Source organism: Leifsonia sp. fls2-241-R2A-40a (assembly GCF_030209575.1).
GTDB lineage: Bacteria > Actinomycetota > Actinomycetes > Actinomycetales > Microbacteriaceae > Leifsonia.
The window spans coordinates 3,407,534-3,422,183 of sequence record NZ_JARVRS010000001.1 but is presented as its reverse complement, the minus strand read 5'-3'; the positions used below and the strand labels follow the sequence as shown (position 1 = coordinate 3,422,183).

Below are 14,650 nucleotides of genomic sequence, written 5' to 3'. Positions count from 1 at the left end.
TAGGGGCCACCGGGTGCCGCCGTCATCGTCCTCGGGTACGACGAGCGGGAGCCCGGAATGGGACGAGGGACCCCGCCGTTCGGCGGAGCCCCTCGTGGTGTCACCCGGTGGGTCGATCAGGCGGACGCGTCGCGCTTCTGCGCGGCCAGTGCCCGCTCGACGCCGGCGAGGTTCTCGACCACCATGCGGCGCAGGGCGGCCGGCTCGGAGTTGGCGTCGAGCCAGGCACGCGTGGCGTCGCGCAGCTGCTCGTTCGCCAGCGGAGCCGGGTACATGCCCTCGACCAGGTACTCGGCGATCTTGTAGGTCCGCGACGTCCAGATGTCCTGCAGGGAGGCGAAGTACGGCTCGATGAACGCGGCCAGCACCGTCTTGTGCTTCGCCCGCTGGAACCCGATGCCCGTGTAGCGGACGATCGTGTTCGGCAGCGTGTCCGCGCCGAACACCGAATCCCACGCCGCCTGCTTGCCTTCGAGCGTCGGGATGCTGGCGCGCGCCTGCGCAGCGAACTGGCCGCCGTTCGCGGTGTTGTCCGCAGCCAGGGCCTCGTCGATCTCGGCATTGCCCGCCGCGCCGCCCGCGACGAGCGCGATCAGCAGTTCCCACGCGAGGTCGGTGTCGATCGTCAGCCCGTCGAGCTTCACCGAGCCGTCGCGCAGGGCGGCGACCGTCGCGAGCTGCTCGTCGGTGGAAGCCAGCGCGGCGAAGAACTTCACGAACTGGAACTGTGCGTCGCTTCCCGCCTCCGCGCCCTTCGCGAGCTCCCAGAGCGCCGAAGCGGCGTTCTGCGCGGTCTCGGCCTGCCGCTCGGGAGCGACGTACGCCGTGGCCGCCAGCACCAGCTGGTTGAGCGTCGTGCGGATCGTCGTCGACTCGGTCTCGGACGCGATGTTGCCCAGCACCAGGCGCACGTAGTCGCTCGCACCCGTCTCGGCGTCGCGGGTCGCATCCCAGACCGCACCCCAGACCAGGGATCGGGCGAGCGGGCTCTCGATGGCGGAGAGGTGCTCGATCGCGACCTTCAGCGACTCCTCGTCGAGACGGATCTTGGCGTAGGCCAGGTCGTCGTCGTTGATGAGGACGAGATCCGGGCGGCGGGTGCCGACCAGCTCGGCGACGTCGGTGCGCTCGCCGTCCACATCCAGCTCGATGCGGTTCTCGCGCACCAACTTGCCGTCGCGGAGGTTGTAGAGGCCGATGGCAAGGCGGTGCGGGCGGATGGTCGGGTAGTCGGTGGCCGCCGTCTGAAGCACGGCGAACGAGGTGATCGTGCCGTCCGCATCGACCTCGAGCTCCGGCCGGAGCGTGTTCACGCCGGCGGTCTCCAGCCACTTCTTCGACCAGTCGGTCAGGTCGCGGCCGCTGGTGGCCTCGAGCTCGACCAGCAGGTCCTTCAGCTCGGTGTTGCCGTGCGCGTGCTTCTTGAAGTACTGCGCGACTCCGGCGAGGAAGTCGTCCTGACCGACCCACGCGACGAGCTGCTTGAGCACCGAGGCGCCCTTGGCGTAGGTGATGCCGTCGAAGTTGACCTGGACGTCCTCCAGGTCGTTGATCGTCGCGACGATCGGGTGCGTCGAGGGGAGCTGGTCCTGGCGGTACGCCCAGCTCTTCTCCATCGCGGCGAACGTCGTCCAGGCCTCGGTCCATTCGGTCGCCTCAGCGGTGGCGAGGGTGGAGGCGTACTCGGCGAACGACTCGTTCAGCCAGAGGTCGTTCCACCACTTCATGGTCACGAGGTCGCCGAACCACATGTGGGCGAGCTCGTGCAGGATCGTGACGACCCGGCGCTCCTTGATCGCGTCGGTCACCTTGGAGCGGAACACGTAGGTCTCGGTGAAGGTCACCGCGCCGGCGTTCTCCATCGCGCCCGCGTTGAACTCCGGGACGAACAGCTGGTCGTACTTCTCGAAGGGGTACGCGTAGTCGAAGCGCTCCTCGTAGAAGGTGAAGCCCTCGCGGGTCTTGTCGAAGATGTAGTCGGCGTCGAGGTACTCGGAGAGGCTCTTGCGCGTGTAGACGCCGAGCGGGATGGTGCGGCCGTCGCGGCTGGTCAGCTCGCTGTGCACCGACTCGTACGGACCGGCGATGAGTGCCGTGATGTAGGAGGAGATGACCGGGGTCGGCGGGAACGCCCAGACCTTCTTGTCGTCACCCGCGTCCTGCGGCTCGGGTGTGGGGGAGTTGCTCACGACCGCCCAGTGCGCGGGCGAGGTGACCGTGAAGGTGAACTCGGCCTTGAGGTCGGGCTGCTCGAACACGGCGAACATGCGGCGCGAGTCCGGCACCTCGAACTGGCTGTAGAGGTACACCTCGCCGTCGACCGGGTCGACGAAGCGGTGCAGGCCCTCGCCGGTGTTGGTGTAGATCGCGTCGGAGACGACGGTCAGCTCGTTCTCGTCCTGGAGGTCGTCGAGCTGGATGCGCACGCCGTCGCTCACCGACGCCGGGTCGAGCTCCGCACCGTTCAGCGTGACCGAGTGCACCGTCCGCGTGATGGCGTCGATGAAGGTCGACGCACCCGCCTTCGCCGAGAAGCGCACGGTCGTCGCGCTGAGGAAGGTCTCCGGCCCGGTGGTCAGGTCGAGGCTGACGTCGTAGCTGTGGGTGCGGACGAGCGCGGCGCGCTCCTGTGCTTCGGTGCGGGTGAGGTTTTCTCCGGGCAACGCTGACTCCTTGGACGATGGGATGGCGTGGATCGTGTCCACCGCAACCACCTTAGCCACCGGCGCCGACGCCGTCGGTGGCCATCTCTAGACTGTGGATATGCGCATCCACATCGCCACCGATCACGCCGGTCTCGACTTCAGCAAGCACCTGCAGGAGCACTTGACGGCGGCCGGCCACGAGGTGATCGACCATGGTCCGGTCGAGTACGACCCGATCGACGACTATCCGGCGTTCTGCATCAACGCCGCGGCGGCCGTCGTCCGCGACCAGCAGGCCGGGGTGGATGCACTCGGCATCGTCTTCGGCGGCTCCGGCAACGGCGAGCAGATTGCGGCCAACAAAGTCCGCGGTGCGCGCGCCGCCCTGGTCTGGAGCGAGTCGACCGCGCTGCTCGCGCGTCAGCACAACGACGCCAACGTGATCGCGATCGGTGCCCGCCAGCACACCGTCGAAGAGGCCACGAGCTTCATCGACACCTTCATCGCCGAGCCCTTCTCGTTCGAAGAGCGGCACGTCCGCCGGATCGCTCAGCTGGCCGAGTACGAGGCCACCGGCGACATCGCGGGCAAGCACGTGGACCACTGATGCCCGAGGGTCACTCCGTCCACCGCATCGCGAAGCAGTTCGCGGTCAACTTCGTCGGGCATCGCGTCGCGGTGTCCTCGCCGCAGGGGCGGTTCGCCGCGGACGCGACGCGGATCGACGGCCACGTCATGACCGACGCCAAAGCGGTCGGCAAGCAGATGTTCCTGCAGTTCGACAACGACCTCTGGCTGCGCGTCCACCTGGGGCTCTACGGCGCCTGGGACTTCGCGGGCGACATCAGCATCGACCCGACGATCGCCAGCGCCAACGGCCGGATGGGCCAGACCAACCAGCGGGGAACGGACGTGATCCTCGACAGCGCCGGCGAGAACTCCCTGCACTCGATCGGCGCACCGCGCCGCACCCGGCTGCGCATGGCCGAGTCCGAGAAGGTCGAGGCCGAGATCACGAGCTTCCCGCCCGAGCCGATCGGCCAGGTCCGCGTCCGGCTGCTCACCGACACCGCGGTCGCCGACCTGCGCGGTCCGACGGCGTGCGAGGTGCTCGATCCGGCCCAGGTGGATGCCGTGATCGCAAAGCTCGGACCCGATCCGCAGGTCGACGACGGCCCGGAGGCGGAGGAGCGCTTCGTCTCGATCGTCCGACGCAAGCCGACGTCCATCGCCCTACTGCTCATGGACCAGAGCGTCGTCAGCGGCATCGGGAACGTCTACCGCGCCGAGCTCCTGTTCCGGGCGCGACAGAACCCGCACACGCCGGGCAAGAAGGTGCCGGAGGACACGGTCCGCGCGCTCTGGCGCGACTGGGTGCACCTGCTGCGCATCGGCGTCGAGACCGGTCAGATGATGACGATGGACGACCTGGACGAGGATTCCTACCGGCGCGCGATGGCGAGCCGCGAGGACCGGCACTGGGTCTACAAGCGCGAGGGCCTGCCGTGCCGGGTGTGCGGCACGCACATCGTGATGGAGGAGCTGGCCAGCCGCAAGCTGTACTGGTGCCCGGTGGACCAGGCGTAGGAGGAGCAGTGCGACAGAATCCCAGCTTCACCCTGGGCGACCCGGTCGAGTTGAAGCGGCTCGTCCGCGAGAACCCGTGGGCGACCTTCGTGAGCAGCACATCGAACGGGCTGGTGGCGTCGCACTACCCCGTCATCCTCGACGAGACGCGGGAGGAGCTGACCCTTCTCACCCACGTCGGGCGCCCCGACGAGCAGCTGCACGAACTGGGCGACCATGAGCTTCTCGTGATCGTGCAGGGTCCGCACGGCTACATCTCGTCCGGGTGGTACGACGAGAACCCCGCCGTGCCGACCTGGAACTTCATCTCGGCGCACTTCTCCGGCATTCCCGAGATCCTGAGCCCGGAAGAGAACCTCGACGTCCTGGCCCGGTTGGTCGACCACTTCGAGGACGAGCTGCCGACGCCGCGCCGCATGCGCGGCACGCTGGAGGATGCTGCGTACGCCGAGCGCATCTCCTCCGGCACGGTCGGGCTGCGCCTGACGCCGACACGCGTGGTCGCCAAGCAGAAGATGAGCCAGAACCGTCCGGACCACATCGTCGACGCGATCATGACCGAGCTCGGCGGCGACGGTCCCTACGCGAGCGACGCCCTGCTGCGCGAGATGCAGCTCGTGCACGACCGGAGGCGCGCGGCACGATGACGCTGGTGCTGGCCGGGGCGCGGATCCCCGGGCGGGACGGCGCTGTGGACGTGGTGGTCGGGAATGGGCGGATCACCGAGATCGCGCCTTCGGGCTCGGCGACCGTGTCAGCCGGATCCGTCGAACGGGTCGCCCTCGACGGGCGATGGCTGGAACCGGGACTGTGGGACCAGCACGTCCACTTCACTCAGTGGGCACAGACCGCTCGTCGGCTGGATGTGTCCCGCGCCGACTCCGCCGCGGCGGCCGCGGCGCTGGTGCGGGACCGCGCCACGGCCGACCCTGGGGACGATCCGATCGTGGGTTTCGGCTTCCACGACGCGCTGTGGCCAGACCTTCCGACCCGCGACCTCCTGGATGCGGCCGCCGGCGACCGCGCGGTCGTCCTGATCGCGGGCGATCTGCACTGCTCGTGGCTGAACACGGTCGCCGCGCGGCGCTTCGCTCCCGGCTCGTCCGACGCCGTGCTCCGCGAGGACGCCAGCTTCGCCGTCACGAGCCTGCTGTCGGCAGCGGACGAGTCGACCCTCGACCGATGGGCCGTGGATGCGGCGCGCGCAGCATCCGCCCGGGGTGTGGTCGGCATCGTCGACCTGGAGTACGGCTGGAACCTCGACGTCTGGAGACGCCGCATCGCTGCGGGGGCCGACGGACTGCGGGTCGAGTTCGGGATCTACGGCGAGCACCTCGAGCGTGCAGCCGGAATGCGCCTCCGCACCGGCGAGCCCGTGCCCGAGACCGGGGGACTGCTGTCGGTCGGTCCCTTCAAGGTGATCTCGGACGGCTCCCTCAACACGCGGACGGCCCTCTGCGCTCACGCCTACCCCGACGGCGGCCACGGCGTGGCGAACCTGTCCCCGGCCGAACTGGTCGACCGGATGCGCTTCGCCGTCGGGCACGGCCTGGAGCCCGCTGTCCACGCGATCGGCGACGAGGCCAACCGCCGGGCACTGGATGCGTTCGAGGCCGTCGACGCGGGTGGTCGCATCGAGCACGCGCAGCTGATCGACGCATCCGACATCCCGCGATTCGCCCGGCTCGGCGTGACCGCGAGCGTGCAGCCCGAGCACGCGATGGACGACCGGGACGTGGCCGAGCGGCTGTGGGCAGGACGCACCGACCGCGCCTTCCCGCTCGCCGAACTGCACCGGGTTGGCGCGCGCCTCGCTTTCGGCTCGGACGCGCCGGTCGCGCCGCTCGACCCGTGGGACGCCATCGCGTCGGCGGTTGGCCGCTCGCGGGACGGGCGCCAGCCGTGGCATCCCGAGCAGCGCATCCCCGCGGACGTCGCGCTGCGCGCATCCGTCCGCTCGGCGGTCGCCGTCGGCCAGCCTGCCGACCTCGCTGTGCTCGACCGCGACCCGCGCGCGTCGGAGCCGGACGCGCTGCGCACGATGCCGGTCGCGGCGACCCTGCTCGCCGGCCGCTTCACCCACGACGCGCTGCGCTGACCGCCCGCGCGTCCCTCGACCGTTTCTCCTTCGGTACCCGCTTCCGTCGGAGATCCGGCGGCCAGCGGCGGAGATTCGGTCCGATCCCGCCCGAATCTCCTTCGCCACCGCGGTGCGAAGGAGATGTGACGCCGTTTCTCCTTCGGTACCAGCTTCCCCTTCTCCTTCACTAGCAGCCGACACCAACCCCCACCCCGCGCCCTCAACGCCCCCGCAGCAGCATCCGATCCCGCCCCGGCACCGTCGCGACCGCGGTGTTCCGCAGCGACTCCGTGTACGCATCCAGATACCCGTAATGCGCCAGGTGCTCGGCGAACTTCTTCTCGAACAGCACGGTGTCGGTGATCCCCGACCACGCCGTCGAGAGCGGATCGTCGTTCCAGGCCGAGTGCAGCACCGGTGCGTGGCCGGTCACCGGCAGGAGGTCCGCCGCCGTGTCGCCGTCGACGCTGATGACCGTCGCGCCGAACGACGGCCCGCGCGGATCGCGGCGCGTGAACCGGCCGAACTGCGCCTCCCCGTCGGCGGCCGCCTCCCCGGCGTAGGCGTGCTGCACTCCCAGCGCGCCGACGTTCGGGATGCGGTTCTCGATCCCCGCGGATCCGAGCATGACGAACGCGTAAACGCCGAGGTCGCGCGCCCCGGCGAGCGCGTTCGCCGCCGTCGTGGTCCCGTACGAGTGCGCCACGACGTTGAGGGCGCGCGGGGGCGAGTCCACTCGCGCCGCATTCACCCCGCGCAGGTCCGCGGTGAGCAGGGGAGCGCCACGCGAAGCGTAGTCACCGAGCGCCGCATCGATCCCGGGAGGCGGCGTGGCGTACCCGATCCACGACACGACAGCCCGGCGCGTCGGCGCGCCCACCTCGCCCTGCTCGTCGTAGAGGTTCTGCGCCGATTGCGTCCACAACTGCATGTCGTCGGTGTACGTGCCCATCCCCGGGACCACGAACGTGATGTCGGAGGCGGTGTCCAGGTCGCCGATCGCGATGGCGGCGAGCGGGGGACGGTCGAGGCTCAGCCCGACAAGGTGCCGAGCGGGCGTCCGCTTGCCTTTCAGCGTCTTCTGGATGGCGGTGAGCGACCCGAGCACCCGTTTCGTCAGCTCGTCCTCGGGATGCTTCTGGAGGCGACTCTTGCCGGCCGCGAGCGCCTGCTTCAGAGCGCGGCGATTGGCGACCTCCCGATCGCCGTAGTCGATGCCGTCGAGGTTGCCCACGATCTCGGGCAACGTCTCGATGGCCTCTTTGCGAGTCTCCGGATCGAGCGCCGCCCATTCGTCGTGCACCGCATCCGGGTCGGTGTTGGCCAGCTGGACGTTCAGCTCGGGATGCGCCTCCAGGTAGGCGTTCTGCTGCTCGTCGTTCATCCCCTTCAGGACGTCGAAGGTCGTGATCGGCGCCGCGCCCGCCGCGGGGGCGCTCAGCAGTCCGACGATCGCGACGACGCTCAGAGCGCACACGGCGATCACCCGGCGGGTCATGGCCGAAGCGTAGTGCCGGCCTCGGCGGCGTGTCCACGCTCTGCGCGCTTCCCACACGATGCGTCCGCGCGCCGCGCCCGGCCCCAAACGAATGGGGGCCGCCCGCTTCCGCGGACGGCCCTCCATACTGTCTCGGCCGATGGCCGCCAGCTACTTACGCGCTGATGTGGGCGAACAGGAACCAACGGTCCTTGTCGAGCCCGCGGGCGATCTCGATGGCGACGTCCTGGCTGGTCTGGTCGAGCTCGGCGAGCTCGCGAACCGCCGTGTTGACGCCCGCGAGCGCCGCGTCGAGCTGCGCGATGACTTCGGCGATGGTCTCGGCGGAGGGCCGGAAGCCCGCGGTGAGCTCGGCGGTCGTGGTCTTGGCCGCGACCGTCCCGAGCCGCGCGTCGACCGGCAGGCCGAGGGCGACGATGCGCTCCGCGGCCAGGTCGGCCCACTCCTGCGCGTGGTCGACGATCGTGTCGAGCAGCTCGTGGACGCCGATGAAGTTCGCGCCGCGCACGTGCCAGTGCGCCTGCTTGCCGTTGACCACGATCGCGGTCAGGTCGATCACCACCGGGGTGAGGAACTGGGCGACCCCGGCGGCGACGTCGGGGTTGGAGACACTCTGGGTTGCAGCGATGTCCGTCATGGGTGGGCGTCCTTTCTTCTGCCTGGCTCAACGCTACTCAGACGCCCCAATTCCGCAACGAAGCGAAGGCTGCGCTTAGTCAGGTCGGGTTAACCCCCGAACGGTTCGGGAGGGACGCGGGATGGGCTGGATGCGCGCCGCTCGCGACTCTTGTTGTATGACCTCAGAGCCCGCACTCAGTTCTCCACAGCCCTCCGATCCGCGGCCGTCCACCGGTGCTTCTTCTGGCACGCTGGATGCCGTGCCTCCTCCTGCGACCTCCGCCTCCCGAGCGACCTACGCGTCGCTCTGGCGCGGCGTGCCCCGGGAGCTCGGATTCCTCCTGCTCACCATGCCGATCGCGATCATCGGCCTGTCCGTGCTCATGTCGCTGTTCTGGACGGGCGTGGGCACGATCGTGATCTACGTCGGCGTCTTCATCATCGTCGCCGCCTTCTACACGGCCCGCGGGTTCGGCATCGTCGAGCTCACCCGCCTCGACTGGGCGGGCAGGCCGCCCATCCCGCGTCCGGTCTGGGAGCGCCCGGGGACGCCGCGCACATTCTGGCGGTCGGTCTTCGGTCCGTTCGCCAACGGCCACTACTGGCTGTACCTGCTCCACGGCATCGTGATCAACCCGATCATCAGCGTCGTGTCGTGGACGCTCACGATCGTCTGGGCGTCCGTGGCGGTCGGCGGGCTGACCGGCTGGATCTGGGAGCCGTTCATCCCGCAGGGCGACCGCAGCTTCTTCCTGTCGCAGACCGTCGTCGATGCGGTGTTCCGCACCCAGTCCTCGTTCGACCCGGTGGTCGGCGACCGCATCCTCTACGTGATCGCGGGCGTGCTGTTCGCCGCGACGCTGCCGTTCGTGACCCGAGGGCTGACACTGCTGCACGACGTCGTCGCGCGCGGCGTGCTCGGCGGCTGGCCGTCGGAGGCGCTGCAGCGCGAGGTGGCCGATCTGTCCGCCTCACGCGGCGCGGCGGTCGCCGCGGAGGACCAGGCGCTTCGCCGCCTGGAGCGCGACCTGCACGACGGTCCGCAGCAGCGGCTCATCCGCCTGCAGATGGACATCGCGGCCGCCGAGCGCAAGCTCTCCGACGATCCGGTGGCCGCCGCCGCTCTCCTCGCGGAGGCGCGCCAGCAGGCGGGCGACACCCTGGAGGAGTTGCGGGCCCTGTCGCGCGGCTTCGCCCCGCCCATCCTGCAAGACCGGGGGCTCGTCGCCGCCGCCGAGTCGCTCGCCGCGCGCAGCCCCATCCCGATCACGGTGGAGTCGAGCCTGCAGCCGGGGGAGCGGTTCAGCCCCGAGATCGAACGCAACGCGTACTACGTGCTGGCCGAGCTCGCCGCGAACCTCGCCAAGCACTCCGAGGCGCACGCCGGTCGGCTGTTCCTCGAGCAGGGTGTGGATGCGGTCGGCACGCCGTCCCTGAGCGTGTGGCTGACCGACAACGGCCGCGGTGGCGCGTCCCTGGTCGACGGCCACGGGCTGCGCGGCCTGGACGAGCGCGTGCGGGGCCTCCGCGGCGAACTGATCGTGGAGAGCCCCGTCGGCGGTCCCACCCGCATCGGCGCCCGCATCCCGCTCACGTAGGCGGCCCGCGCACCTGCTTGACACGACACGCCGTCCGGCTCGCCGCCGCGACGGCGTGTCGCGTCAATTGGATGCGGCCCTAGGCTGGGTTCGTGCCGAGCGACCCGAGCCCCGTCCCGTTGCGTGTTGTCGTCGCCGACGACTCCGTCCTCCTGAGGGAGGGCCTCATCCGCCTGTTCGACGAGGCGGGCTTCGACACTGTCGGTGCTTTCGGCGACGCGGACACCCTGCTCGAGTCGGTCCCGGATCTCATGCCCGACGTCGCCGTGCTCGACGTTCGGATGCCGCCGACCTTTCGCGATGAGGGAGTCCGCGCGGCGCTCCGCATCCGGCGCGAGCACCCGTCCATCGCCGTGCTGCTGCTGTCGCAGTACGTCGAGGGCACCTACGCTCAGGAGCTGCTCGCCGGGGGCGAGGGCGGCACCGGCTACCTGCTGAAGGACCGGATAGCCTCCCTGGACGAGCTGCGCGACGCCGTCACCCGCGTCGCGGCGGGCGGCACCGTCCTCGACCCGCAGGTGGTCCGCGAGCTGCTGACCCGGCGCACCGACCCGCTGGCGAGGCTCACGCCGCGCGAGCGCGAGGTGCTCGAGCTGATGGCCGAGGGTCGCACCAATGCGGCCATCGCCTCCCGCATGGTGGTCGGCGTCGGCGCTGTGGAGAAGAACGTGACCTCGATCTTCCAGAAGCTCGGCCTCGAAGACTCGGGCGACGATCACCGCAGGGTGCTCGCGGTACTGGCCTTCCTGCAGCACTGAGAGTTGGATGGCCGCATGGCAGGTTTCGACGACATCACCAAGAAGGCGCAGGAGTTCCTGAACGACCCGAAGGTCAAGGACGCGCTGAGTTCCGAGCAGGCCGAGGACATCAGCGACAAGCTCCTCGACGGCGTCGCCGGCGCGGCGAAGAACGTGACCGGCGGCAAATTCGACGACAAGATCGAGGGCGCGCGCGACGAGGCCGACAAGCACGTCGGCAACGACTAGCGGCTGGGCCGTATCGGCCTGAGCGACGCGATCGCGCGGCGGTAAATCCTCCGGCCCCACAGGATCGCGAGAACCACCACGATGACGGCCACAGCCGCACCCAGGACGATGGCCGCAATAGGGCTCGCCCCGAGTGCCGCGGCGGTCGAGCCTGCGAGAAGGCCGACCACGATCGCCTCCACGACGGTGATGATCATCATGGAGCTGCCGAAGACGGCGCTCGCGCCGCGCTCGTAGAAGAAGTGGTAGGTCGTCCGGACCCCGGTCTCGTCGTCATTGGCGGACGCATAGAGGTATCGCTCCAGCCCGGGGTCGAGGTCGAGATATGCGGCACGTAGGCGATTCATCGCGACCACGTACATGAGGTCTTCGTCGGCCGTGTTGAACGCCCGCACCATCGTGATCAGCCCCAGCAGCGCCAGCGCGAGCAGCACGCCCAGGGCCGCGACCCCGAACCACCCCCGGAACCCGCTCGCCTGCCCGATGAACCCGAGCGTCACCAGCCCCGCCGACACGAGCGTCAGAAAGATCGCGATCCGCGTCAGCACCTCGCTCTGCGTGGTCGACCGCGACGCGAGCAGACTCCAGTGCTCGGTCGCGAGCAACTGGGCCCGCAGGCTGCGCTGCGCGTCCGTGAGCCCGTCCGCCGACGACGATTCCCCCGTCATGCGGGCATTCTGCCGCGCAGGATGCGGTCGGCACCACCCAGATGGATGCGCGACCCGCGCGACATGGAGGGGATGACGGGAATCGAACCCGCGTAATCAGTTTGGGAGACCCTACAGAGGCTTGAACCGGACTCGCCCGAGGTGACCAATCGCAGATGGAACCGGCGCGCCCCGAACCGAGCCGTAATGCCCCGCTCTCACCAGTGTTTTCCTGGGAGAGTGGCCGGTTCAAGCCCCGTTACTCAGCGCACGTAGGCGCGACTCGGTTCGCGTCGGCGGGGCGCAGTGACGGGGTTTTTCGCCTGTCTGACGGGGATCGCCTTATCAGCTTCCAGACGGGGCTTCTGCAACTTCGGGTAGCACGTAGGAGTTGAGTCCGTCAGCCAGATTGTCGTAGCGGTCGCGCATCCACGAGACAGCGATGTGTTGGCGCTTGGGCCTTGGGAGGTAGCCGAGCCCTCCGGCGCGCAGTTCGCCCTGGCTGTTCGGCTTCGCCCAGACCAGCTTCGCCAAGTTAGGGAACATTTCCCGAGCTACTGGCTCGCGCCCCCTACCTGATGCGGTGTTCGCGCAATAGCGAAATGCGCCGAGGCAGATGTCGGCGGCGCTGCTCAGGTGTGAGGCGTTATCGCTGGTCATCCCGAACAGTCGAATCCGATCGTCCACCCGCACATGGTTGCCCGTGAATATCCGGAGACCGTGCTGATGGAGGTACTCAAGATGGTCATAGCGGTCGTTGTCACGGTCCATCAGCATGATGCCTGTTTCGCCTTCGTCAAGCAGCAACTTGCGATATCCGCCAGCCAACGTGTTTAGTGCCCACTCCATGCGCTCGTCGTAGGTCTGGTTTCTGCACAGATCGTGCAGCACGACCGAAACAATCATTCGGACCCCAAGGTCGCTCAGATCACTGATTAGTTCACGCTTCGCTTCACGATGTTGCTCGATCGTCACGTGCGCCGGTCGGGAATTCGTCTCAAACTTGAAGCTCTCGCCGGGTCGATACCCGGCCAGACGACGCTGCCGGGCTACGGCAGCATGAACATCTGAGACTTGGTCTTCGCGAAAGACGAGGCCGCCAACGATGAAGAACTCGCCTTGCCCAGCATCCTTGTTCGTCTCGTCGACCAGGAATGTGTACATACTCCCGCCCTCCCTGGCCTGAAATTACCGGCCTCACCTGTGCCAATCGACTCGCGGCGATGGCGTGTCGCTCGGTTCGGGCGTTGACAAGCAAGGAGGTGCGAGTCCGAGTTAGGGGCGAATCTGAGTACCCGTTGCCACGTCCTGGGGCGGTGCTTCGTCGCGCAGGTGCCAACGTCGTGGGCACCCAGCAAGTGCATGTGGGGTTGGAGGTGTCCGCGTTCGACCGCAACACCGAAGACTTGATCGTCGTCATGGACTACATCAGCGAGAAGGACGATGTGGTCGATGCCGAGGTGGTCGAAGACGAGGTTGACCCGTACGCGATCCAGCTGTCCCTCGTCGCCGAGACAGCAGCGCCGGGGGAGAGGCCTGAGCGGAACGTGAGGCCGCCGCTGCGTCCGCGTCGACCGGTCGTTCGCAGGGCAGCACCAGCAGAGCCGGCCACGGACGACGACTCTTCGCCGCTGGGCCAGCCTTCGGCGTTCGCCAGCGACGCCGAGTGGCGGCGGGCAGGCCGCGAGCGCGCCAAGCGTCCGGCCGCGAAGGGCAAGCTGCAACCCCGGAAGCGCCGAGCATGAGCGCGCGTGGCTGTGCTGGCCATACATGGGCGAAGCCCTCGGAGCCGGTAGCCCGGGTCGGACGCTTTTATGGCCGCAGGCTCGGATTTCGGAGGTCGAGTAGCGGGACTCGGAGTCGCTGGCGTTCGATTCGATCCCAGGCGCAAGTCGCAGACGGACGTTTACGCCTCGGATTAGGAGAGAGGACGACGGCATGCACGTCATCGGATATGTGCGAGTGAGCACCGAGGAACAAGCCAACTCTGGACTCGGCGTCGGGGCGCAGACGGAGGCGATCACGACCGCCTGCGCCAAGCGAGGCTGGACTGTTGAGGTGGTCGCAGACCTCGGGCGGTCTGGCAAGCAAGTGAACCTGGAGCTGCGGCGAGCGCTCGACCTTCTCAGTAGCGGACAGGCGGACGGCTTGGTGGTGGCGAAGCTCGACCGGCTCGCACGCTCGGTACGGCACGCCTCGGCGATCATCGACGATGCGCAGCGGCTGGGCTGGGACCTCGTCGTGCTCGACAACGCGATAGACCTCACTACGCCGGGCGGCAGGGCCATGACGAACATGCTCGCCACGTTCGCTGAGCTGGAACGCGAGCTCATCTCGACCCGGACCAAGGATGCGCTCGCCGCACGGCGCGCACGCGGGGAGGACAACGGCCGCAAGAGCGCGATCCCGGCTGGGCAGCTGCGCCGCATTGTGCTCTCCCGAGACGCAGGCGCCAGCCTCACCCGCATCGCCCGCGAGCTCACGACCGAGAGCTACCTCTCGCCGACTGGGCTGCCGGTCTGGCACGAGTCCACCGTGCGCCGCGCGTACGCCACTGCGAAGCGGAAGGAGCTCGCCGCATGAACGCCGAGGAACGAGAGCGAGCCGCACTATACATTTGGCTGCTCGGGTTCAGCGCGAGCCAGATAGTCCGCGCCTTCTACATCGCCGGGATGCCGTTGCCAGACCCGCGACGCTTCAGCGACACCACAACACAGAGGTAACACCATGTCCAGTCACGTTCCCGTCAGCACCCTCACCGTAGGCGACGTCATCCTCCGCAATGGGGGAGCGCCGCTGACCGTCACCCGCCCTGAGTCGCTGCCACACAGCGGGCGCACCCGCATCTGGGTGAAGGGCAATGGCCAGCGTTGGTCGCAGGTGTCGGAGAGCAACTTCGGCCAGTTCAGGCAGACTGACACCGTCGAGGTGCCAGAGTGAACCTGACCCGCGCGTGCGGCCAACACCTGCCTCCGAGCTGCGAGAGGGGGA

The 14,650-nt window shown here is 68.8% G+C and carries 15 protein-coding genes; 10 read left to right on the top strand and 5 right to left on the bottom strand.

Features of this window, described 5'->3' with window-relative positions:
- Positions 1-116: 116 nt before the first annotated feature.
- Positions 117-2,663: an aminopeptidase N gene (gene pepN / locus QRN40_RS16855; RefSeq protein WP_285117058.1), complete on the bottom strand. Its 2,547-nt coding sequence runs from the start codon at positions 2,661-2,663 to the stop codon at positions 117-119.
- A 100-nt stretch (positions 2,664-2,763) separates the two neighbouring features.
- Between pepN and QRN40_RS16850 the strand changes: the two genes are divergently transcribed.
- From QRN40_RS16850 to QRN40_RS16835, 4 genes are read left to right on the top strand one after another with little or no spacing between them, the layout of a single operon-like run.
- Positions 2,764-3,252: a ribose-5-phosphate isomerase gene (locus QRN40_RS16850; RefSeq protein WP_285117057.1), complete on the top strand. Its 489-nt coding sequence runs from the start codon at positions 2,764-2,766 to the stop codon at positions 3,250-3,252.
- On the top strand, positions 3,252-4,232 hold the full coding sequence (locus tag QRN40_RS16845; RefSeq protein ID WP_285117056.1) for an Fpg/Nei family DNA glycosylase: 981 nt from the start codon (positions 3,252-3,254) through the stop codon (positions 4,230-4,232). Before QRN40_RS16850 ends, QRN40_RS16845 begins: the two co-directional genes overlap by 1 nt.
- Positions 4,233-4,240: 8 nt before the next feature.
- The gene (locus QRN40_RS16840) at positions 4,241-4,879 is read left to right on the top strand and encodes an FMN-binding negative transcriptional regulator (RefSeq protein ID WP_285117055.1); all 639 of its coding nucleotides are present in this window, start codon (positions 4,241-4,243) and stop codon (positions 4,877-4,879) included.
- A complete protein-coding gene (locus QRN40_RS16835) occupies positions 4,876-6,330 on the top strand; it encodes an amidohydrolase (protein ID WP_285117054.1) in 1,455 nt (484 codons plus the stop codon). The genes QRN40_RS16840 and QRN40_RS16835 overlap by 4 nt, the downstream gene beginning before the upstream one ends.
- 202 nt (positions 6,331-6,532) lie before the next feature.
- Here QRN40_RS16835 and QRN40_RS16830 read toward each other — a convergent pair whose 3' ends face one another.
- Both QRN40_RS16830 and QRN40_RS16825 read right to left on the bottom strand, forming a co-directional pair.
- A complete protein-coding gene (locus tag QRN40_RS16830) occupies positions 6,533-7,810 on the bottom strand; it encodes an alpha/beta hydrolase (RefSeq protein WP_285117053.1) in 1,278 nt (425 codons plus the stop codon).
- A gap of 154 nt (positions 7,811-7,964) precedes the next feature.
- On the bottom strand, positions 7,965-8,447 hold the full coding sequence (locus tag QRN40_RS16825) for a Dps family protein (protein WP_285117052.1): 483 nt from the start codon (positions 8,445-8,447) through the stop codon (positions 7,965-7,967).
- Between the two features lie 157 nt (positions 8,448-8,604).
- On the opposite strand from QRN40_RS16825, the gene QRN40_RS16820 reads away from it, so the two are divergent.
- From QRN40_RS16820 to QRN40_RS16810, 3 genes are all read left to right on the top strand, one after another.
- Positions 8,605-10,026: a sensor histidine kinase gene (locus QRN40_RS16820; RefSeq protein ID WP_285117051.1), complete on the top strand. Its 1,422-nt coding sequence runs from the start codon at positions 8,605-8,607 to the stop codon at positions 10,024-10,026.
- A gap of 92 nt (positions 10,027-10,118) precedes the next feature.
- Positions 10,119-10,784, top strand: a complete 666-nt coding sequence (locus tag QRN40_RS16815; protein WP_285117050.1) for a response regulator transcription factor — start codon at positions 10,119-10,121, stop codon at positions 10,782-10,784.
- 15 nt (positions 10,785-10,799) lie between these two features.
- The gene (locus QRN40_RS16810) at positions 10,800-11,012 is read left to right on the top strand and encodes an Rv0909 family putative TA system antitoxin (RefSeq protein ID WP_285117049.1); all 213 of its coding nucleotides are present in this window, start codon (positions 10,800-10,802) and stop codon (positions 11,010-11,012) included.
- On the opposite strand, the gene QRN40_RS16805 is transcribed toward QRN40_RS16810, so the two are convergent.
- Positions 11,009-11,680 carry a hypothetical protein gene (locus tag QRN40_RS16805; protein WP_285117048.1) on the bottom strand — a complete coding sequence of 224 codons (672 nt, stop codon included), beginning with the start codon at positions 11,678-11,680 and terminating at the stop codon, positions 11,009-11,011. The two genes, QRN40_RS16810 and QRN40_RS16805, sit on opposite strands and share 4 nt — an antisense overlap.
- 324 nt (positions 11,681-12,004) lie before the next feature.
- Positions 12,005-12,823: a hypothetical protein gene (locus tag QRN40_RS16800; protein ID WP_285117047.1), complete on the bottom strand. Its 819-nt coding sequence runs from the start codon at positions 12,821-12,823 to the stop codon at positions 12,005-12,007.
- Between the two features lie 179 nt (positions 12,824-13,002).
- Between QRN40_RS16800 and QRN40_RS16795 the strand changes: the two genes are divergently transcribed.
- From QRN40_RS16795 to QRN40_RS16785, 3 genes are all read left to right on the top strand, one after another.
- Complete coding sequence (locus QRN40_RS16795; protein WP_285117046.1) at positions 13,003-13,404, top strand: hypothetical protein; 402 nt, start codon at positions 13,003-13,005, stop codon at positions 13,402-13,404.
- 193 nt (positions 13,405-13,597) lie between these two features.
- Complete coding sequence (locus QRN40_RS16790; protein WP_285117045.1) at positions 13,598-14,242, top strand: recombinase family protein; 645 nt, start codon at positions 13,598-13,600, stop codon at positions 14,240-14,242.
- A gap of 144 nt (positions 14,243-14,386) precedes the next feature.
- Complete coding sequence (locus QRN40_RS16785; RefSeq protein ID WP_285117044.1) at positions 14,387-14,599, top strand: hypothetical protein; 213 nt, start codon at positions 14,387-14,389, stop codon at positions 14,597-14,599.
- The last annotated feature ends 51 nt before the right edge of the window (positions 14,600-14,650 follow it).